The sequence below is a fragment of the Algoriphagus sp. genome (assembly GCF_024305035.1).
In the GTDB taxonomy this organism is placed as follows: Bacteria; Bacteroidota; Bacteroidia; order Cytophagales; family Cyclobacteriaceae; genus Algoriphagus.
Window position 1 is genome coordinate 1 of the sequence record NZ_JAMWZB010000010.1, and the last position, 21,544, is coordinate 21,544.

Here is a 21,544-nt window from a genome sequence, read left to right on the forward strand (position 1 = left end):
AAAGTGGAACGCGCTTAGCCTCAAATACCGAATCCACAGAAACTAGGATTGAAACGTAACCTTGGTGAGTAAAAGAATACCGGATTGGATCCTCAAATACCGAATCCACAGAAACTAGGATTGAAACTGGTTTTTAGGTCATAGTTAAAGCCGTGTTTCTCCGCCTCAAATACCGAATCCACAGAAACTAGGATTGAAACCCTAGAGCTTACTTACCAGATGGCTAAAAGCCGATACCTCAAATACCGAATCCACAGAAACTAGGATTGAAACTAGAAAGCCTCGTACTGATCTTCGCTAAGGTCCGGCCTCAAATACCGAATCCACAGAAACTAGGATTGAAACCCAGTTCGGCTTTTTCAAAAGGTTCTCCGGCCACACCTCAAATACCGAATCCACAGAAACTAGGATTGAAACGTAAGTTTGCCGCTAAGATCCTTCCCGGTACAAAAGCCTCAAATACCGAATCCACAGAAACTAGGATTGAAACCTTACTCAGATCCGAGCTATAGAGGACGAGCAAGTACCTCAAATACCGAATCCACAGAAACTAGGATTGAAACCCACCAAACTCATCATCCATGATAATCAGCTTTTTCCTCAAATACCGAATCCACAGAAACTAGGATTGAAACACCACGCTATTGATGCATTGAGGTACTTAGCAATGACCTCAAATACCGAATCCACAGAAACTAGGATTGAAACCCGATTTTTCAGCATTTCTAAAACTTGGAATATTGGCCTCAAATACCGAATCCACAGAAACTAGGATTGAAACACTGTAAGCCGATTGAATCGATACTTGAAACAGCTACCTCAAATACCGAATCCACAGAAACTAGGATTGAAACTTGTTTGATTAACTACTGCCAAAGGAGCCAAAATTACCTCAAATACCGAATCCACAGAAACTAGGATTGAAACTTGATATTTGAAAACACTTAAACGGAAAGAAAATGAACCTCAAATACCGAATCCACAGAAACTAGGATTGAAACCGGCCATGAAATTGACTTGAAATCCCATGCCGAATTCCTCAAATACCGAATCCACAGAAACTAGGATTGAAACACATAACTCCATTTTTGTCACAAAGAAACATTTGATCCTCAAATACCGAATCCACAGAAACTAGGATTGAAACATTCGTTAGGGTCAATTAAAAATCCTGACTTAATGGCCTCAAATACCGAATCCACAGAAACTAGGATTGAAACAAATCGAAGAAAAAAGTTTTGTTGCAGGTGTTACCTATCCTCAAATACCGAATCCACAGAAACTAGGATTGAAACCCACCAAACTCATCATCCATGATAATCAGCTTTTTACCTCAAATACCGAATCCACAGAAACTAGGATTGAAACTCTAACCTATCAATCCATACCGAAATCCCCAAAAACCCTCAAATACCGAATCCACAGAAACTAGGATTGAAACAAAATTTCCAATCAATTAGGTCAATTGTGTCGTTTTTCCTCAAATACCGAATCCACAGAAACTAGGATTGAAACACCATATAAGCTAAAAACACCATATGATGAAAGAATCCTCAAATACCGAATCCACAGAAACTAGGTGTAGTCGGTAATTGAATATGCACCAAAAATAGTAATTAGGAATGCACCAAAAATGGCAACAGGAATGCACCGTTTTGTAAATATAAGTTGGTTATTGCTGTTGATCAAAGAAAGATTTCCTGTTTTTCATTCTATAACTTTTTCCAGATAGGTTTATAATATCACAATGGAACAGAAGTCTGTCTAAAAGAGCGGTAGCCAAGACCTCATCATCGAGCATTTTGGCCCATTCTGTTGGGCTTTTATTTGTGGTGATAATAAAACAGGTGCGCTCATAAACCTGATTGATAAAGTTGAAGAGTGCGATCGCCACACTTTTTTCAATAGGAAAGATCATGATGTCATCCAGGATGATCAGGTCTGCTTTCAGTAGCCTTTTGTATTCGGCCATAGCTGTCCTGGTCATGTCTTTGAGCTTAAGGATGTTGGTAAGGTCTTCCATAGATTTAAAATAGGTTTTATAGCCTTTTTCTACTGCGTCGGCTCCGAGTCCGGCGGCAAGGAAGGTTTTACCTGTTCCCGAAGGGCCCATCAGCATGAGGTTAAAACCCTGGTCCAGCCAGTTCAACTCTCTCAATTGGTTTATCCTTGTCAGGTTCAGCCCGTTTTCTGCTCCGGCATCATAGGTTTCAAGGTCATTTTTAAGGGGCAGGGTTGCGGCTTTTCTCCGTCTGACAACTTCGTTTTTCGAGCGCTGGGCTGCTTCATGGCGGAGCAGTTCGAGGAAAAAGTCCATAAAGCCCGAGCTCTTTTTTTCCGAGCTGGCAACCACCTGGGGAAGACCTGCTGCCATCCCGGTGATTTTAAACTGCCTGCAAAAGGCGTTGATCTGTTCTTTCTTTTCCATTTTTTGGTAGTTTGGGCCATGGATTTCCCATCATCGGGACTGTCCATGGCGATTGTTGATCAGTTATTTGTTTCGGCTTTTTTATTGTTTACAATGTCTTCATATTCCCCGATGTTACTTTTTTCGGGCCGTATCAGGGCATTTTCCGGCATTTTTCCGCTCAGCGGATTCATAATCACGGTACCGGGCTCCTGTTTAGTGCCGGTATCCTGGAGATCCAGAATAGCTTTAAAATCCGATGCGCTGCAGATGGATTTTTCAAGGCAGTATTGCAGGGTAAGGTCTACCTTTTTGGGATCCACTCCCTCGATGGCCTTTTGGACCATGTCGAGCTGGTCCCTGATATACCTGGGCTTTTCTTTTCTGAGCAATTCCATCCAGCTAATGGCCATTTCTTCCTGGGTAAACAACCTGGCCGCTTTGGCGATCCTTTCGTCGATGGAACCGGTTTTATCCCTGCTGTGATCGGTTTTCTTTATTTTTTGACCCATGCCGACAGGAATGGTATGGCGGCAGATTTCGGTTTTATCTTCCGGTTGGCTAATGATCAGTTCACCTGCCTCTACCTGTAGGCCAACCCGGCTTCCCTTCCCCCTGTAGGTACCCAGTGGAAGGGAGTAGAAGTTGCCTTTGTAAGAGATCGAATTGTCCTTACGGACAGCATATAGATCCGGAACGGCCTGCTTCGGGAAACAGGGCTTATAAGGGGTAAGATAAGGTTCTTCAATGATGTATTCGGAGAAGGGCTCTTTTTTGGTTACCCCGTGAGGCAGGGCGTTGGCCGTACGGCCGAGCCAACCCAGAGCCTCATCGTTAAGGGTTTCAATAGTGTGGAAGGTACGGTTGTAAAGGAAGTTCCTTTTGACATACCTGACCACGTTTTCGACCTTTCCCTTGCTTTCCGGATCGGATTTCCTGCAAAAGTAAAGATCGAAGGATTGTTCGCGCGTATAAGCTCTGAATGTATCGGTGAGGATAAGGTCCCCACCGTTTTCGCTGACCATGAATACCTTGTCCTGGTCATAGACAATTTCCATTGGGACACCCCTGATGTAGGCAAAGGCTTTTTCATGGGCTTCGATGGCCAGCAGGGAGGTAAAGTAACTGTCGATAAACCACAGGTACTTATACCGGGACCGGGAAAGAGTGATTATAAAGAAAAATACTTTTACCCTGTTGCCGGACGTATTGCGCATGTTGTATTCGCCAAAGTCCACCTGAGCCTGTTTCCCATAGGGAGCTCTTCAACCATCTCATATTCACGGGGGATTTTAATGGAGGGCAGGTTATATTTGCGCCTCACCCAGGAAACAAAATTAAAAACGGTTTTTTGGGATACTTTTGGCAGATCCTGATAATGCTCCTTCAGCCAGTCATGCATCTGAGCGGCCGGGGTGTCCCGGAATTTCTCCAGGCGGGACTTTACAAAAGATTCATAGGGGGATAATACTTTGTTCCGATCGGACTGACTTTCGAGCATGAGTCCATAATCCTGTTCGGACATCGATAGATATTTGCTCACTGTCCGGCGGTTCAGGACAAGCTCTTCGCTTATCTGTCTAACGGAAAAACCCTCCCTGAAGAGGCGGTGGATTTCAAAATAAACCATAAATTTGTTCAAATACACATTCATAAAATGCTAGTTTTGGTTGACTAGCAAAATAGTCCAAAATCCCTTAGGGGCATGCCCCTAAGGGATTATTGGTGGTGCATTCTTGTTGCCAAATATGGTGCATTCTTATTTACCGAAAGTGGTGCAGTTGTAATTACCGATTACACTTGATCCAAAAAGTCGAAAGCTTTATTTAACAACCAAGACAGATAGTGAGATACTTGTTTATGATTTGATAAGTAAAAGTTTGGATTCTAGAATTGAAATAAACCATGGAGAGTTTCCAATACTTCAAAAGAGTAAAATTTCAAGAAATGACTTTAAAACCAATGGGAGAATCGCCTTGGGGGCTAAAAATCATAAACTATTTTCTCTAGGAGGAGAGAAAATAGTTTTGGATTATATCCAAGAAATCCCCTACGGCATCTATGAACAGAAGATTGCTGAGGACCCAACCTACCATCATTTCCAAGACCCAACCTATCACCGGTTGATAATATTTGAAGGGACTACCCAAGTATCAGGTGACATCAAACTTCCAGTCAACGGTAAATTAATGACTGCCTTGCCAGAGGATAGACTTCTATTTCAGTTGATTGACCCAACTATTGAAGAGGATTTTATCCTCTTTGGCGTATATGAATTGATTAAATCAGGCAATTAAGGACATACTTATTTTTGATTTGAAAATTACCTTTCCATTTTACAAACAACCCGATTCCAAAGACTGTGGACCTACTTGCCTGTGAATCATTGCCAAGTACTATGGAAAACTGATCTCCCTCAAGGAAATCCGAGAAATATCAGAGACGACTCGGGAAGGAATTAGGCTATTGAAACCCAGTGATGCAGTTGAGGGAATGAGGTTTAAGACCACGGGTCCCAAGTTAGGCTTTGAAAAACAAGAGCACACCTAATTTGAGGAAAAGACAAGGTTTTTAGCCTACAGCGGAGTGGTAATTCTGAGGGAAATCGTGGAAAGATAATTTAGTAAAATTGGTATAGATTATAGGTTAAAGTGAAAATTGTAAATTCTCATCTCGATCATGAAATATATTACTCGGATAGTGTTTGTCATATTTATTTTCCAATTTCAGAATTGTGGAAATAAAGATCTTCCAGACTATTCTGAATTAACTAAAAACATTGATATAAGATTTGATTTTTTGAAGGAGAATTCAGCAGAATTTGTTATTGAAATACTAGACTCTATAAACCTTGAGCTTCCTGGGAACCCTCCGCTTACATCCATTCAAGATTTGGCCTTTTCCGTAGATTTTATTCTTCTTTTAGATAGAAAACAGGGGCTTTTGAAATTTGACATCAATGGGAAATTTCTCCAGCAGATAGGAAAAATTGGAGAAGGGCCAGATGAATATGCTATGCCCTATGCCATTCACTTAGATGAAAAGGAAAAAGTTGTTTTAGTGGCGGATTGGCAAAAAATGACCGTAATTTCCTATGACTTTGGGGGAAAATTTTATTCAACTAGCAGTAAATTTTCCGGGTATCCGATCTCCTTTTATGAAGACAATGATAACCTATTGGTGGTTCAGGAGACGATTAATGGTACCAAAGAAAAACCCCGTCAGGTATTAGTGAGCTCAATTCAACCCAAAACCCTTGAAGTTAAAAACTGGGAAAGGCCACTTTACGGCTATCCTTCTGATTTTACCACTATCCATCAAATCCCAAGGTTACTAAGTCGGGTAAACAACGCAACCTTGTTTTACATGCCAATCATTCGGGGAGAGATTTCTTCTCATAGCAAAAGAGATACGATTTTTAGAAAAGTGAATGATCATCTGCTGCCTGAGTATCAAATTAATTTTGAGGGGTTTGATCCCATACTTCAATTGAGGATAAGCCAAATAGTGATGTCTGATAAATATGTCTTTCTCCGGCTCATTTATGACAACCGACCCTATTTTTTAGTAATTGATTTAGAAAGAAATCGTCCCCTAATTCATTTAAAAAAATTATTTGATCAAGAGATGACAGATGAAATGATTCCAAGGCCTTTTAAAGGGGATAGGTATTATTCCATTCTTAGGAATAAGGAGAATGGCTTAGAGAAAAATCCACAAATAGTGTTTTACCGGTTGCCATCGTAAAGGATTAGAATTTTTGTTTGAAAATATTTTCTACTGAGCTAGGATTTGCTAGGGTTCTTTTGCCCTTCAAAATTCTTTTTTCAAAAACCATTTTAAGATGATGCTTTGTACAGAGAGCATATTTTCACTTTTCATCTTTCCGATTGGTTTTGTCCAAAACGAAAAAAAAATCCCGCCAACATTCGCTAACGGGATTTTTGAATCATAGCAATTGAAAATTTATTTACTCCAACTCGCCTTTCCGCCTTTGGCAGAATCGACGGTAATGCTGTAGTTTGATCCTGAAGAAACGATCCATCGAACCTTTACTGCACTCATGCCCGGGATGTTGGCCACAGCGATGCGTTCAGGTCTTAATTTTTGCTCCTGATAGCGTTTAAAATCCTCGTCTTCTACCACAAATCCAGCGACAACTTTTGCCCCCTCAATGCTCACATAGTCGGGCCGCTCAATATTGTATTTCAGATCTTGGGAAGAATGCGTTGGCATCATCCGCTCATTGAAAATGGTAGCTGTGATTGCCTTCAATCCGCCGCCAAGGTCTTCTTCGTTCACATCCATCACCGACAGCTTGGGTGTATGATAGGCATGATAAATCGTGAAGGCCGAATTCCGGTGCGCATCCTGCTCCATCAAGAATCCGGGATGAGCCCGTCCAAAGGTTTTCTTAAAGCCTCCGATTTCTACCTCCCCAAATTGCGGGTGATCATAACTTTCCCAATCCACAAATGCATCTCCAAAGGTCAGCAATTGATCCACTTTGAGCTGCTCGTCCTGATTGCCTCTACCGGCATTTTGATGGAAATAAAGGTAGGAAACCATCAATTCATTGGAATAAGTGAAAATCCCACGATTGCCATAAAACCAATCCAACTCTCCACCAAATACGGAATACAAGTCCTTGTAAACGGTCAAATAGCGATAGCCTGGCATCATTTCTTCGCCTTTTTTGGCAATGGCGTCATAGATTCGGATATCCTCGCGATTGTAGGTTTCCACATCTTCTTCCGCTCCCGGACCACGGAGAATCATCCCACCGTAATTGTGGTAACTCTGCGCTCCGGCGATATTGGGATGCTTCATCACAAACTCCATCACGGCTCGGTTTTCAGGCAGCGTGAATGGATAGCGCAGGGCTCCTCGCTGCACATAATCCGGTTGCCAATTCCATCCCCAGTCCCGGTTAGGATCGTAATAGCCGACATCATCATCATTGATTCTCCCATCTCCATCGAGATCGGTTCCTTCCTGACCGACCATTTCATAGTCCCCTACTTGATCTGGACCCACCGGCATCAATCGGCGAGGATCCAAAGGATCTTTAATGTAGCGGCCGGTTGGACTTTTTCGGATCATCATCGTAATGTGTCCGTCCCCATTCAAATCATCCATTTCATCTTCTCCTGCTTCCCCGTCTCCATCATTGTCCAAGACCATCATTCCTGATCTTGGAGTATTGGCATTATTGGGTTGAAGAAAGAAATCATTCCGGGCATCTGGATTGATGGTAGGTGTGATGTAAAAGGTTTTGTCCCGAAGTAAGTCTTGGATAAACTCCGTATCCGCATGCATCTCGGTCAAATACCAAGCAGAATAAAGCGCAAATTCCGCTCCCTGCACTTCATTGGAATGGATATTCCCATCGATCCACATGGCAGGCTTATCGGTATCTTTTCCAGTGGAAAAATCCGTAATCGTCAAGGTCATAATGTCTCTGCCTTCGTAGGATTGACCAATCGTTTCGATTTTGGCCAATTCAGGATGGGCTTTTGCGATTTTTTCCATTACATCCACTAAACCTTCATAGGTGTAATAGCGATTCCAAGCCACTTCTACTTTGGGCATGTGAGGTGAACCCACCGCTTGGAAAAATTTCTGTTGTGCAGTACTCGGGGTACTTACAAGGCTAGCTGCACTCAAAGCCAATGCAAGGATGATATTTTTTGTCTTCATAATTTTCGTGGCTTAGAGATTGAAAGTTTTGTTGATGAATCCCACATGTGAAGCTCCTGCTTTCAGGCTTATCTCACCCTTTCCTCGGATGATCCAGCTGAGACTGGTTTTTCCAAAGGCATCAATCGAATCCACCAATTGGATTTTTTCACCTGAAATCAATCGATCAGCTGGGGCATTCAAGTCAATTCTAATTTTGCGAAGCCATCTGGAGCGCTCGCCCATTTCCGAATGGGTCGGCAAGGGTGAATTATTAAACAAATCCAAAGAAATCCGAGTCAGCCCATTTCCGATCGACTCGACTTTTAAATTTTGAATTTCCAGTTTGGGCTGCATCTCAGCCAGTTTGAGAATAAATTCGGTATGCTCTTCGGAGATTTCTCCCACTTTCTCGAAAGGTGGATTGACCATCACGAAAGGCTTGATACCTCCCACTTCCACTTTTTTACCAGGGAAATTGGGATGCGTGATTTCTGTCCATGGGACAAATACCTCATTCCAACCCAGGGAATCAGCCCAAGCTAAGTAATTTGCTTCAGGATTGTCCATGCCTTTGAAATCTGGGGTCCAATAGCCCGGTGTTCCAAAACTTAGGCGTCCAAAATGGAAGTAAGCCCACTGGAAAAAATCCCCGTCGGTACCCTGGTTGGTTTGCTGATAGGCTTTTTGAGAAATGGTTTCATTGTACATCCCAGAGACCATGGCATTGATCGCTTCATCTTTTTGTAAAATCGAAGTGATCACACGCTTTCGGGCATTTTGTGCATTGTACTTGAGCGGGCTGGAAAGATTGTTTGCCGGTGAGAAAGTCACAAACGCAAAAATATTCCACTGCTCAAAAAGGTAATCCAGCATCGCACGGGATTCGACTTGAGAAACGGGGATATCCCCAGCCAGCGGCTCAAAAACCGGGAATTTGAAGGTCATGGACTTGTTAAACGCGATCCCTTCTTCGAGGTCTTCGGCAAATTTACCGTCCTGATCATCGTCTTTGCTTTCTTTGAAAACCAGATAGTTTCCAGCTTCTCCCTTGCTTCGGTCAGCTTTGACCAATACTCTGTCATCTTCCTCGGATAGTTTATAATCTCCCATCGGATCTTCTACCCGCATCCAGGTGATGAATCCGTCCCCGTTTAGGTCGGTGTAGCCATTGTCTCCGGCCGTCCCATCCCGGTCATGATCTACCGAAGTGGCATTCCCACGTCGCTCATATTTCAAGGCCGCATGGTATTGTTCATAGGCATCGGGAGACATATTGGGGAAAATATAAAACGTGGTGTTTTCTAATTTTTCCGCGTGCTCATTGATGAGTTTTTCGGCAAACTGGGTGGCAAGTTCTACACTGAGCACATGAAATCCTTCTACGCCACCGACTACGGCGATGGCAGGCTTTTCGTCCAGATTGCCAGTGCCTACCTTAAGCACCCAGATGTCTTTTCCGCCGGCAGTTTTGGTCAGGGATTTCAGTTCGGCGGTGGACTGATTTCCAAGAGTTTTTAGTCGCTCATTAAGCTGACTGATTGTCGGGTAGTCCCCTTGTGCCAGCGAGGGGAAAGACCAGCCGAGGCTTCCTACCAGCAAGCAGCTTAGTACAATTTTCTTCATAAATTTTTGAATTTTAATTCCGAATAGTGATCACAAGCTGATCAAATATTTCATGAATTTTATCAAAAATATCACAATATATCTCATCTACTTTTTTCGGATGTCCCATACCTGCTTGAGTGGGATTAGTCATGGATAAGTGGAGGTGTCAGGATTTGATTTGTAGAGTTTGTGGTTTTTCGCTTATTTTAGGCAAATCCTTCCTCTGATCATGTATAAGAAAATTGGTCTTGCCATTGCCTTTTCTCCGAGAATAGAAGCGTTGATTGCAGAAGCAAAGCGTCTGGTCTTGCTGTTTGATGCGGAGCTATTGTTGATCCATATCGGGGTAAAGACTCCAGAGTTGGAGGGAAAATTGAATGAAATACTCAATAATCAAGGGTTGGATCAATCCCATGTGACAGTGTTTTGGAAGCAAGGAAAGCCCGTGAAAATGTTACTTCAGACTTGCCGGGACGAATCCGTTGATTTGCTGGTATTAGGAGCCTTGAAGAAAGAGGGATTGCTGACTTACTATTTAGGATCAGTGGCTCGAAAAATAATTCGTAAAGCACCCTGCTCTGTTCTTACCCTGATCAGACCCAAAATCGAGGGGGAAGGTTTCTCAAAAGTGGTTATCAATGGAACTCAGCTTGAGGTGACCCCAAAGGTAATCGAACTCGGATTAGATTTTTGTAAAATAGCCGGAGTACAGCAAGTTCATATTCTAAATGAAATCAAGCTTTATGGACTGCAGATGGCCACCGCAGGAGAAGGATCGGAGGAGGAAGTCGCCAATACCCGCAGAAAACTGGTTCAGGATGAAATCGAATATGTGCAGCAAATCCTCAATGGGTTGGACAAGGGAAATCTCCGAATCAATATTAAAGTGACTGCCGGAAAGTGGTCCATCGAATTGGCTAAATATTGCGAGGTTATCCAAGCGGATTTGCTCATAATGGGCGATAACAAGGACTATTCATTCATTGACCGGATTTTTCCTCACGAACTGGAAAATATCCTTGAAAATCTTCCAACTAACTTTCTCTACATTAAATAATTTTTATGGAAAGTTTAGCCCATAAAGAAGTCATAAACTTACTTCTTCAACTCGCCAGCATGTTGATCCTTGCTCGGGTGTTTGCAGAAATCGCCCAGAAATTTAAGCAACCAGCGGTTGTTGGGGAGCTTTTGGCCGGAATTATCCTGGGTCCCACGATCTTAGGGACGGTCAATCCTGATTTTTTTGAATACTTATTTCAAAGTAATCCTTCGGCAAATATTGCCCTAGACGGAATTGTCCAAATGGCGGTTATCCTTTTGCTGTTTATCGCTGGACTGGAGGTAGAATTGCATTTGGTTTGGTCACAGGGGAAATCAGCGATTAACATCAGCTTATTAGGTCTGATTGTGCCCTTTATACTAGGGTTTGTGTTCCCTTATTTCTTTGCTTCATTTTTTGGATTCGCGGATGGGGAGCGTTTGCTGTTCTCCTTATTTATGGGGACGGCGATGTCCATTACGGCCTTACCGGTGGTGGTAAGGATCTTAATGGATATGAATCTTTTCAAGACAAAAATGGGAATGGTCATTGTTGCCTCTGCGATGGTCAATGACATCATTGGCTGGTTGATCTTTTCTGTAATTTTGTCCTTTATGGGAAAAAGCGGGAGTTTGTCGTTAATCAATACTATAGGAATTACTCTTTTATTTACGGTATTTATGTTAACGCTAGGCAAAGGCTTGATTAACCGAGTGCTGCCATGGATTAATAAGAATCTTGCTTGGCCCGGAGGATTGCTTTCGCTTTCTATGGCATTTTGTTTTTTGGCAGCAGCGTTTACCGAATGGCTCGGGATACATTCCATTTTCGGCGCCTTTCTTCTAGGCGTAGCCTTGGGAGACTCGAGCCATTTGTCCGAACGGGCAAAGGAAATTATCCATCAGTTTATCAACAATATTTTTGCTCCCTTGTTTTTTGTTTCTATTGGTCTGAAAATCAATTTCTTCACTAATTTTGATTTTTGGCTTGTCTTGGCTGTATTGGTCATTTCCTTTGTGGGAAAAATTGTGGGAAGTGGGTTTGGAGCCTTACGCTCAGGGTATCCCAAAAAAGAAGCCCTTGCTGTTGGCTTTGGGATGAATGCGCGCGGAGCAATGGAAATCATTCTTGGCTTGATCGCTTTGGAAAACGGCCTGATCGATGAAAAACTTTTTGTGGCTTTGGTAATTATGGCCATTATCACAAGTATGTCAAGCGGACCGCTCATGAAATGGAGTTTAAAATCAAATAAGTTCACTTAAATATATCAATAAGGAATTGAATTATTTTTATAAAATTTAGTTAATTACCGTTAAAATAAACTATCATTTTGGATATTGTTGGGGATTCTCGGTGAGATTTGTTGATTTCACCTAATTGAAATCAACATCTATAATATCATGAATTTTAAAATAACACTTAAATCTCTATCCCTTTTAGTGCTTTCAATTGCTTTTTTATCAGCTTCAGCTTTTGCTCAGCAAATGACTACGCCGTAGGCACCAGTACAGGATGATTTCTCTGATTCTGAAATCGAATCATTCGTCCAAATCAATAAGGAAATCATGCCGGTTCAGGAAAAGGTCCAGCAAAATATGGTCAAAACCATCCAAGATAATGGAATGGAAGTACCCCGTTTTCAGGAGTTAGCTCAGGCTCAATCTGCCGGGTCACTTAGAGAAGTAACCGAAGACTTGGACGAAATCGAAAAGTTTAATACCATCGGGCAGGAAGTGATGAAACTGCAACAGGACATGCAAGGGGAAGTTCAGGGAATCATTGAAAAAAATGATTTGCCTGCCGAAAAATTCGACGCAATCTACATGGCCTACAATACCAGTCCTAAAGTGAAAGAAAAAGTAGATAAACTCTTACAGGAAGATCAATAAGCTTTGGATTTCAATTATTTAGTTTAAGCGCCAGAGCGCTTCAAAATTTAAAAAGGCCCCTATTTGGGGCTTTTTTATTGCTTTTTTCGAAAGCTCTTCGATACTTTCTATTCGATTTTTGCAACCAAAGCTTCTATTTTTGGCTTGTAATCAAAAAAATAAGTGTCTCATGGCGAAAGTAAAAGGAAAAATTGGAGTCTTGTTGGTCAACCTAGGTACGCCGGATAGCACCAAAACCGGGGATGTCAGAAAATACCTTCGCGAATTCTTAATGGATGGTAGGGTGATCGACTTTCCTTTTATTCCTCGCTGGATGCTGGTCAATTTGATTATTGCTCCTTTTCGAGCACCAAAATCCGCTGGAGAATACCGTAAACTCTGGACGGATCGGGGTTCTCCACTCTTGTTTCATACACAAGATCTAAAAGATAAGCTGGTGGCCAAATTGGACTCCAACGAGTACCTGGTCAGCATGGCCATGCGCTACCAAAGCCCGAGTATTGAGTCGGGGCTCAACGAACTTATGGACGCCAAAGTCCGAAAAATCATCGTAGTGCCGCTTTTCCCTCAATACGCTTCTGCCACCAATGGTTCGGTGATTGATCGGGTGATGGAGATTACACGAACCTGGCAGATTATTCCTGAAATGACCTTTGTGAGCAATTACGTGGATCATCCCTTGTTTTTGGAAGCTTGGGCCGAATTGGGCCGGGAAGCCATGCAAAAGCAGGAGTATGACAAATTTGTCTTTTCCTATCATGGATTACCTGAGCGACAAATCAGAAAAGGCTCGGTGGAAGGTTACTGTCAGCTGGGGGCCTGCTGCAATAAATATGGCTTGAAAAATCAATTTTGCTATCGTGCGCAGTGTTTTCAGACCACCCGGTTGGTAGCAGAAAAGCTGGGCTTGCCTGAGGAAAAAGTCCTAACCTGTTTTCAGTCCCGCTTGGGGAAAGACCCCTGGGTAAAGCCTTATACCGAAGACGTGATCAAGGATCTCGCTAAGGAGGGGGTAAAAAAAGTGCTGGTGTTCTCTCCGGCCTTTGTGGCAGATTGTTTGGAGACAACTGTGGAGGTGGGTGAAGAATACAAGGAGCAATTTGAAGAATTGGGAGGAGAACACTGGGATTTGGTGCCCAGTCTCAATTCGAATGACACCTGGGTGGACTGTGTAAAGGACCTGGTCGAAAGTCGGGCTTAACTTGAATCCCTTTAAAAACTGAAAATAAGTCGGTGACCGTCTTAGTGGGGTTACTGATTTTTCTTTCTAGGTTGTCGGGTAAACTATTCCTCACTAAATTATTCAAAAATCAACACCTTGACCCCAGCTCGAAAAACCCAGATTCTGTTGATTCTGGGCATTATTTTTATCTCAATCAACCTTCGTACCTCCATCGCTTCGGTGGGTCCTTTGATTCCCTTTATCCGGGAAGATTTGGGGATTTCGAATGGACTGGCCGGTTTTCTGACCACTTTGTCTCTGATTACCTTTGCGATTTTCTCCCTCTTTGCCCCAGGCATCGGAAAATATTTAGGCCTGGGAAGAGCGATTTTTCTGGGGATTTTGATCGTGTTGTTCGGCGTGATCATTCGGGTATTGGGAGGGGTGAATTTATTATTCTTTGGGACTGCTCTGACCGGTATTGGAATCGTAATCGCCAATGTGCTGATGATTCCTTTTTTTAAGGCAAAAATCCCCCACAAACTTGGATTGATGACTGCGATCTTATCCACAGGAATGTCGCTTTTCGCTGCCATCGCCTCAGGGATTAGCGTTCCCTTAGCTCTGGACTGGAACTTGGGCTGGAGAGGATCTTTGGCTTCTTGGGGGATTTTAATGGGACTGGCTTTGCTGTGTTGGATTCCTCAGCTCGAACCTAAACCTACCGCAGCCCAACGCAGTATTTTCCCCGGGAAAAATGTCTGGAAATCTCGATTGGCTTGGCAAGTCACCTTATTCATGGGGGCGCAATCGGTCATGTATTTTACCATGGTAACGTGGTTGCCCGATATGCTGATCTTTAAAGGGATGAGCCCAACCCATGCTGGATTGGCTCTTTCTTACATGCAGATGATCTCGCTAATCGGTACTTTTTTCGCCCCTGAATTACTCATGCGTCTCAAGCAGCAATCCTGGGTAATTAGTGGGGTGGCGATGGGCTATTTGATAGGGTTTAGTCTGCTGTTTTTTACCCAGAGTTTGGTAATTTTTGCGGCATTAACCCTGATTGGAATCGGTAGTGGAGCCAGCCTGAGTATTGCTTACACCCTGATTTCATTACGTACGGCCGAAGATCAGACCACAGCTCGGCTTTCGGGGATGGTTCAGTCTGCAGGTTATGTTTTGGCAGCCTTGGGCCCCCTACTTTTTGGAATTTCCCTCGATTTCATAGGCAATTGGGATTTGTTGATTTGGTTTTTACTGTTGATGAGTGTGCAATTTTTGTTTTTTGGGATTCCAGCCGGAAAAGACCGTAAAATCTAGCTTCCTTCCGGCCAAAGCTAAAAGGCCATCTAGAATTCTTGTACCTTTGCGGCTCAAATCAGAATGTAAAAAGCCATGCAAGATTTTCTTTACAATTTGGGGGTGTCAGAACAGTTGTTGAATTACCTGATTATGCCTGCCCTGATCTTCATTGCCCGGGTAGGTGATGTCTCGATCAATACCCTTCGCATCATGTTTATGATGAATGGGAAAAAGAATATTGCTCCGGTTCTTGGTTTTTTTGAAGCCTTGATTTGGCTTTTGGCAATCGGACAGATTTTCCAAAACATCAATAATCCCATGTCTTACATTGCCTATGCTGCTGGATTTGGGACAGGAACCTATGTGGGCATGTATTTTGAAGAAAAATTGGCTCTAGGCCGAGTCTTGGTACGGGTGATTACACCAGCTACCCAGCACGAGCTGATGGAATTCATGAAAGAGCGAAATTACCGCTTTACCAATGTGGGAGCTGAGGGTCGGTTTGGAAAAGTAAACCTGCTATTCACGGTGATGAAGCGGGAAAATCTAAAGGAATTTATTACCAAGGTAAAGGCGGTGGATGAAAAGGCCTTTTATACCATTGAAAGTGTGAAACGGGTTTCTGAGGATGATTTGAATGTGATGGAGGATCGTCCGAGATTTCATGCCAAGCTGTTTAGCAAAGCACGAGCTTGATGGGCAACTCCTGGTTTAATTTTCAGCAGTTCCGAGTGGAGCAGGATCGCTGTGCCATGAAAATTTCCACCGATGCAGTTCTCTTAGGAACATTGATTGAACAGGAGCAGCCCAGTCAGATTTTGGATATCGGCACCGGAACGGGAGTAGTGGCATTGCTGCTGGCCCAACGATTTCCGGATTCGAAAGTCACCGCTGTGGAACTCGATCAGGATGCTGCAGAGCAGGCTTCGGAGAACTTTAAAAACAGTCCCTTTTCTCAGCGAATGAATCTTGTTGCAGGAGCCGTGCAAGGTTTTAATGCTGAGGAAAAATTTGCCATGATCGTATCTAATCCCCCTTATTTTACGGACCATCTTAAGTCTATCGATGCTCAGCGAAACCGAGCACTTCATACAGGAGAGCTGAGTTTTTCTGATCTGGGAAAGGCAGTGTCTCAATTACTTAGTCCAGAAGGAAAGTTTTTTGTGATTTTACCTCCCCGTCAGATGGGGGAATTGAAAGTAGCTATGGCGTATTTTGGACTTTTTCCAAGGATCGTGTATCGGATTGCTGACCGTCCGGATCGTCCGATTCATCGGGAGGTCGTGGGATTTGAATTCCAAGCCGGGAATATTTTCCGATTTTCACTTTTCTTGAAAAATAATTCTGGAGAATATTCTGATGAATATAAAAGGCTGATTTCGGGATTTTTGTTAGGATATTGATCGGCTAGGGTTATTTTTTCTTTACTTAATGCCTCATTCTTGTTAAAAACAAGCGTGTCGGTTGTTCGATTGGTTTTAATCTCTATTTTTAAGATTAAGTTTTAGGGATCAACACATGAGGAATATTTTGTCATATGCAGTTTTGGCTGTGTTTTTTTTAGGCATGGGCTGCGATCAGGTGGAAGATGATACACTGCTCGTTCAGACCGAGGAATTACTTTTTGTTAGCGGAGATCAAGTCCGTGTGTCCGGGAGAGTGATCAGCGGTCAATCCCTATTGCTGGAAGACCATGGGTTCTACCTTTCTGAAAATGCTGATTTTTCTAGTTCTAAGGTGATTTCGCTGGGAGCTAAGGATGGTCCTGGAAGATTTATCGGAGAAATGAGCGGGCTAAATGCTGGGTCTGATTACTTCATTCAATCCTTTATGAACCTCAAGGGGGAGGTGATTTTTGGGAATGTAGTGGAGTTTACCACTTTAAGTGCTGCTGTGGATTCGTTTGCTCCTAATTTTGCTGTTCCCGGGGAGGAGATGATTATTTTGGGAAGGAATTTCACGGCCGATACGCGAGTATTTTTTGGGGAAGAGCCCGCAGAGGTCTTGGAGGTTAGATTAGAAAGTTTGATTCGAGTTCGGATTCCAGCTTCGCAAGTGCGCGTAGTTGCTGTTCGAGTGATTTCTCAGGGAAATGAATTGGTCTTTGATGAACCATTTGAATATCAATCGGGAAGTGTGGAATTGGTGAGCGAGTTTCCGGAAGCCATTCGTTTGAAAGACAATGTATTTTTTCAAAACCCGATGGGTTTTTGGATTGGTCTGGGTTTGGCAAATGGCTCAGAATTTATCTCCTATTTTCAACGCTATCAACCGGAAAGCAATCAGTGGGAGAAGATATCCTTCCTGGGGGATCCACGATCCTTTGCTTTTGCAACAGAGCAGTATTTGGGTGGTGGAGAATTGGAAGTAGCTCGTGAGCAGTTGGAACCCGAATTTAGCTTTTATCGACTAGGGGAAAATGGGTTTCAACGCTTGGAAGATTTGGATTTCGTGAGTCGGGATTCCAAAGCATTTGAGGTAAATGGCGACCTGTATTTGCTGGGTTCACAAATCGGAGGCCCTCCTTATTTTAGAAAATACGAGGCCTCCAGTGGAAGCTGGTCAGTGTTGCCTTCACCGCCGGAATTATTTAATGCCTCCCATGTGCATTTTGTTAAGGATCAACAGGTTTATTTGATTAGCTCTGAGAATACACTTTGGACTTATCACGTCCAATCAGAAACCTGGGCTGAAGTGGGGCAGTATCCGGGGACTTTAGGCTTGGGCTATGGAATGGGGCAAGTCATCGGTGAAAAAGCCTACGTGGGACTCTATCGGAGAAGTGGGGAGCTTTGGGAGCTGGATCTGAATACCTTGGAGTGGAAATCTAAAAATTCTCTTCCGCCCATTCCACAGGCTTTACTAGTCGGCCATTTTCAACACGATGGATTTCTCTACCTCATGCGGGGTTCTGAAGTTCCGTTGCCGGGTGATTTACCCATGAAATTATACAAATATGATCCCGAGGGTATTTAATCGTATAGCTATGAAAAAACTTTTACTGCTTTTTTTTCTCTTCAATCTTCATCAGGCGTATTCGCAGGAAACCCTCAAGCGACAAGTGATCGGACGTGATGTGGGACAGGTGGAAAACATCCGAATAGCCGGGAGGTTAATCGATGAAATTACCGGAGAGGCTTTGGTCGGGGCGACGGTGACCATTCCCGAATTGAATCAAGTTAAAGTTACAGATCTCAACGGAGGGTTTGAGCTAATGCTCAGGCGGGCAGAATATAATTTGGAGTTTCGATTTGTGGGGTATGAGACCATTCTTTATCCGATTACTGCCGTTGGTGATGGGAGGATCTCAATCCGGATGATTCAGGAAGATTTCCAGCTGGATGATGTGGTCATTTATGGTCGTGATCCGGAGAAAAATATTCGATCAACCGACATGGGTGCAATTACCCTCAGTATGAATTCCATGCGAGAGCTTCCTCCTTTTTTGGGGGAAGTGGATATCATTCGGTCCATGGCTACCCTTCCCGGGGTTTCTCAAGTAGGAGAGGCGGCCGCAGGAATTAATGTTCGGGGAGGCGGTGCTGATCAAAACCTGATCCAATATGCCGGAGCTCCGATTTACAATCCCACCCATTTATTTGGCTTGTTTACTGCTTTTAACCCGGATGTAGTGAATGATGTAACGCTGTATAAATCGGTTATCCCTCCCCGATTTGGGGGAAGAGGCTCTTCGATTTTGGATATTCTACCCAAAACCGGAGCGCTTGATCGCTGGGGCGGAGATTTAATGTTAAGTAATATTTCAGGGAAAATAGGAGTGAATGGACCCTTGGTCAAAGACAAAATCTCCTTCCGCGGAGGATTTAGAGCTTCCTATATCAATTGGTTTTTAGAATCGCTGAGCAATCCTGATTTGCGAAATTCCAAGGCGAATTTTTATGATGGGAACCTGGTCATTTCAGCTCCAATCAGTGAGTCCAATGAATTTACCTACAGTTTTTATACTTCTTATGATGATTTCGCTTTTGCCTCAGACACGACCATTTCCTGGCAAAACAATTCTCATTCCCTGCAGTGGAAAAGTAAAATCAACGAAAAATGGAGCCTAGAGGCGTTGGGGTATTATACCCAATACGATTACAGTATTTTCAACCGATCGGGAATCAGCGACTTTGATCTGAATTCGGGAATCGTGGATTATGGAGGGAAGTTATTTTTCCAATATCAGCTCAATCCAACCCATAAATTCACTTTCGGGGGAGAGTTCAAAGATCTTCGAATCCAGCCAGGGGAATTGGTGCCATCGGATTCTCAGGAATCTGGAATTTTACCCCAAAAAGTTCAAAATGAATACGGTCTAGAGTCTGGAGTACATGTGCAGTACGAATTTGAACTTGGGGAAAAGATCGGAATGACTTATGGACTTCGTTACGATTGGTACAGGTATTTGGGCCCTCGGACCGTACGCCAATATGCCGAGAATCAAGCCAAATCCGATGGATCGGCAATCGGTGAGCAGGGCTACGGAGAAGGGGAAAAAATCTTCGACTACTCCGGACTGGGACCCCGTGGATCGATTCGGTATTCTCTTTCCAAAGCCAGCTCGATCAAGGTGGGATACAACAAAATGTATCAGTTCATTCATTTGATTTCCAATACCGCAACCATTGCTCCCACAGATTTTTGGAAGCTCAGTGATGAATTTTTAGCCCCACAGATCGTCGATCAATATTCACTCGGATTCTACAATAATTTCAAAGGGAATATTTTTGAAACCTCCATCGAGGTGTATTTTAAGGATATCCAAAATGTGGTAGAATACAAGGATGGCGCAAATCTCATCTTGCAAAATTACCTGGAAACTGAGCTGGTTCCGGCTCAAGGAAAAGCGTATGGAGTTGAACTTTATGCCAAAAAAAATCTGGGGAGATTGACCGGGTGGATTTCCTACACCTATTCGCGAAGTTTACGTCGGGTGATCACTGCTTTCGAGGAGGAGATCATCAATGATGGGGAATGGTTTGCTTCCAATTTTGACAAACCACATGACCTCACCTTAATCGGAAATTACAAGGTAAGTACCCATACGTCCATTTCAGCCACATTTGGATACAGCACGGGAAGGCCGGTGACCTTCCCTGAAGCCAAATTTGATTATTCGGGTAATTCCTTGGCCTACTTTGATCGGAGAAATGAGCAACGGCTTCCTGATTTTCACCGATTGGATTTCTCAGTCAACTTTAAATTCAGGGGAGAAAGTAAGTTTGCTCAAGGAGATTGGACCTTTTCAGTCTTGAATGTGTACGGGCGAAGAAATCCATTTTCCCTCTTTTTTGTGGATGAAACCGGCGCTCCTCCGCAAGCCAACCGATTGGCGGTATTGGGTGTGCCGCTGCCTAGTTTAAGTTATTCGATTGCATTCTGATGAAAAACCTGACTGTATTTTTGTTTGCCCTATTCTTGATTTCCACCGCATGTGTGGATCCCTTTGAGGTAGAAATCCCTGGAGAGGAACAACTGTTGACCGTGGAGGCAGTCCTAACCTCTGAACCGGGAAGACAGCGGGTCAGATTGACCAGAAGCGATCGATACGGATCGGTATTTGAAGGCTTGGTCCGGCCGGTGACAGGGGCCACGGTGATTGTAAGAGATGATTTGGGGCAGGTAAGTTTTTTGGAGGAAGATTCCGATGAACGGGGTTCTTATTTTACCGAATCGACCTTTGCCACCGAAGTGGGAAGATCCTATACCTTGCAAATTCAAACTTCGCAGGGAGCGGTTTACAGTTCCTTTCCCGAACAGGTCAATGCCGTTCCTCAGATCAATTCTGTAGCAGTAGAGACCATTCGCATACCGGTAGAGGGAGAGGAGAATGACCGGTCCGGAGTTCAGATCTTAGCTGAAATTTCGGATCCAGCAGAGGAGAATAATTTTTATTTCTGGAGAAATGGACCTTCCGTTTATGTGTTGGAAACGCGTCCGGATCTTTTTACTCCACGTCCTTCAGACAGTAATCCCAGCCGGGATCCGCAACCCAAAGATTGTTGCATTACCTGTTTTCGCTCTGAAACGGTTGGAAATCAAGGAATATTCATTGCCAATGATGACAATTTCAATGGGTTGACCACTCGGATTCCCGTGGGTTTCATCGAAGATGATGGGCTGCGATTTGTCAACACCTATCGGGTGGATTTACGGCAAATCAGCATTTCTCAGGAGGCCTATCGATTTTTACGCTTGGTCAAGCAACAAACTGAGATCAGCGGATCCGTGTTTGATCCTCCCCCTGCAACAATTCGAAGCAATATGATTAATCTGGAAAATCCGGATGAAGTGGTTTTGGGTTATTTCATCGCCGGTGCGGAATCTGTTACCAGAATTTACATCGATGCGGCAGAACTTGACTTTGTTCAGCCCAAGACCATAATACCAGACGATTGCCGGGTAGTAGAGGGAGCCCAGCTTGACCCTCCGGCGGATTGGAATCCTTGAAT

General features: G+C 43.4%; 18 protein-coding genes and 1 CRISPR repeat array. Of the genes, 13 read left to right on the plus strand and 5 right to left on the minus strand.

From position 1 onward, the window contains the following. The first annotated feature begins 18 nt into the window (after positions 1–18). Positions 19–1,588: direct repeats of the CRISPR family, unit length 37 nt; unit sequence CCTCAAATACCGAATCCACAGAAACTAGGATTGAAAC. 84 nt (positions 1,589–1,672) lie between these two features. From istB to Q0L00_RS06985, 3 genes are read right to left on the minus strand one after another with little or no spacing between them, the layout of a single operon-like run. Further along, positions 1,673–2,428, minus strand: a complete 756-nt coding sequence (gene istB, locus Q0L00_RS06975; RefSeq protein WP_297336155.1) for an IS21-like element helper ATPase IstB — start codon at positions 2,426–2,428, stop codon at positions 1,673–1,675. 59 nt (positions 2,429–2,487) lie between these two features. After that, on the minus strand, positions 2,488–3,624 hold the full coding sequence (locus Q0L00_RS06980; protein WP_297336156.1) for a hypothetical protein: 1,137 nt from the start codon (positions 3,622–3,624) through the stop codon (positions 2,488–2,490). Beyond that, entirely contained in the window at positions 3,597–3,950 is a 354-nt protein-coding gene (locus Q0L00_RS06985; protein WP_297336157.1) for a hypothetical protein, read from the minus strand. Before Q0L00_RS06985 ends, Q0L00_RS06980 begins: the two co-directional genes overlap by 28 nt. Before the next feature lie 337 nt (positions 3,951–4,287). On the opposite strand from Q0L00_RS06985, the gene Q0L00_RS06990 reads away from it, so the two are divergent. The 3 genes from Q0L00_RS06990 to Q0L00_RS07000 all read left to right on the plus strand — a co-directional run bounded on the left by Q0L00_RS06990 (position 4,288) and on the right by Q0L00_RS07000 (position 6,154). Continuing rightward, positions 4,288–4,704 carry a hypothetical protein gene (locus Q0L00_RS06990; protein ID WP_297336158.1) on the plus strand — a complete coding sequence of 139 codons (417 nt, stop codon included), beginning with the start codon at positions 4,288–4,290 and terminating at the stop codon, positions 4,702–4,704. A gap of 88 nt (positions 4,705–4,792) precedes the next feature. Beyond that, a complete protein-coding gene (locus Q0L00_RS06995) occupies positions 4,793–4,957 on the plus strand; it encodes a hypothetical protein (RefSeq protein ID WP_297336271.1) in 165 nt (54 codons plus the stop codon). Positions 4,958–5,086: 129 nt separating this feature from the next. Beyond that, positions 5,087–6,154 (plus strand): 6-bladed beta-propeller, encoded by a 1,068-nt coding sequence (locus tag Q0L00_RS07000; RefSeq protein ID WP_297336159.1) that lies wholly within the window; start codon positions 5,087–5,089, stop codon positions 6,152–6,154. A gap of 219 nt (positions 6,155–6,373) precedes the next feature. On the opposite strand, the gene Q0L00_RS07005 is transcribed toward Q0L00_RS07000, so the two are convergent. Together Q0L00_RS07005 and Q0L00_RS07010 are read right to left on the minus strand one after the other, a co-directional pair. After that, complete coding sequence (locus Q0L00_RS07005) at positions 6,374–8,107, minus strand: M14 family metallopeptidase (protein WP_297336160.1); 1,734 nt, start codon at positions 8,105–8,107, stop codon at positions 6,374–6,376. Between the two features lie 12 nt (positions 8,108–8,119). After that, positions 8,120–9,712: a M14 family metallopeptidase gene (locus Q0L00_RS07010; protein WP_297336161.1), complete on the minus strand. Its 1,593-nt coding sequence runs from the start codon at positions 9,710–9,712 to the stop codon at positions 8,120–8,122. Between the two features lie 211 nt (positions 9,713–9,923). On the opposite strand from Q0L00_RS07010, the gene Q0L00_RS07015 reads away from it, so the two are divergent. From Q0L00_RS07015 to Q0L00_RS07060, 10 genes are all read left to right on the plus strand, one after another. After that, on the plus strand, positions 9,924–10,751 hold the full coding sequence (locus Q0L00_RS07015; protein ID WP_297336162.1) for a universal stress protein: 828 nt from the start codon (positions 9,924–9,926) through the stop codon (positions 10,749–10,751). Between the two features lie 5 nt (positions 10,752–10,756). Next, the gene (locus Q0L00_RS07020) at positions 10,757–11,995 is read left to right on the plus strand and encodes a cation:proton antiporter (protein ID WP_297336163.1); all 1,239 of its coding nucleotides are present in this window, start codon (positions 10,757–10,759) and stop codon (positions 11,993–11,995) included. 270 nt (positions 11,996–12,265) lie between these two features. Further along, positions 12,266–12,622: a DUF4168 domain-containing protein gene (locus tag Q0L00_RS07025; protein WP_297336272.1), complete on the plus strand. Its 357-nt coding sequence runs from the start codon at positions 12,266–12,268 to the stop codon at positions 12,620–12,622. A 169-nt stretch (positions 12,623–12,791) separates the two neighbouring features. Beyond that, complete coding sequence (hemH, locus tag Q0L00_RS07030) at positions 12,792–13,823, plus strand: ferrochelatase (RefSeq protein WP_297336164.1); 1,032 nt, start codon at positions 12,792–12,794, stop codon at positions 13,821–13,823. 117 nt (positions 13,824–13,940) lie between these two features. Further along, positions 13,941–15,107 carry an MFS transporter gene (locus tag Q0L00_RS07035; protein WP_297336165.1) on the plus strand — a complete coding sequence of 389 codons (1,167 nt, stop codon included), beginning with the start codon at positions 13,941–13,943 and terminating at the stop codon, positions 15,105–15,107. Positions 15,108–15,182: 75 nt separating this feature from the next. Beyond that, complete coding sequence (locus tag Q0L00_RS07040; protein ID WP_297336166.1) at positions 15,183–15,785, plus strand: DUF2179 domain-containing protein; 603 nt, start codon at positions 15,183–15,185, stop codon at positions 15,783–15,785. Further along, complete coding sequence (locus tag Q0L00_RS07045; protein ID WP_297336167.1) at positions 15,785–16,492, plus strand: methyltransferase; 708 nt, start codon at positions 15,785–15,787, stop codon at positions 16,490–16,492. Before Q0L00_RS07040 ends, Q0L00_RS07045 begins: the two co-directional genes overlap by 1 nt. 115 nt (positions 16,493–16,607) lie before the next feature. After that, positions 16,608–18,065 carry an IPT/TIG domain-containing protein gene (locus Q0L00_RS07050; protein WP_297336168.1) on the plus strand — a complete coding sequence of 486 codons (1,458 nt, stop codon included), beginning with the start codon at positions 16,608–16,610 and terminating at the stop codon, positions 18,063–18,065. Between the two features lie 10 nt (positions 18,066–18,075). After that, the gene (locus tag Q0L00_RS07055; protein WP_297336169.1) at positions 18,076–20,475 is read left to right on the plus strand and encodes a TonB-dependent receptor; all 2,400 of its coding nucleotides are present in this window, start codon (positions 18,076–18,078) and stop codon (positions 20,473–20,475) included. Next, positions 20,475–21,542, plus strand: a complete 1,068-nt coding sequence (locus Q0L00_RS07060) for a DUF4249 domain-containing protein (protein ID WP_297336170.1) — start codon at positions 20,475–20,477, stop codon at positions 21,540–21,542. The genes Q0L00_RS07055 and Q0L00_RS07060 overlap by 1 nt, the downstream gene beginning before the upstream one ends. Positions 21,543–21,544: the final 2 nt, after the last annotated feature.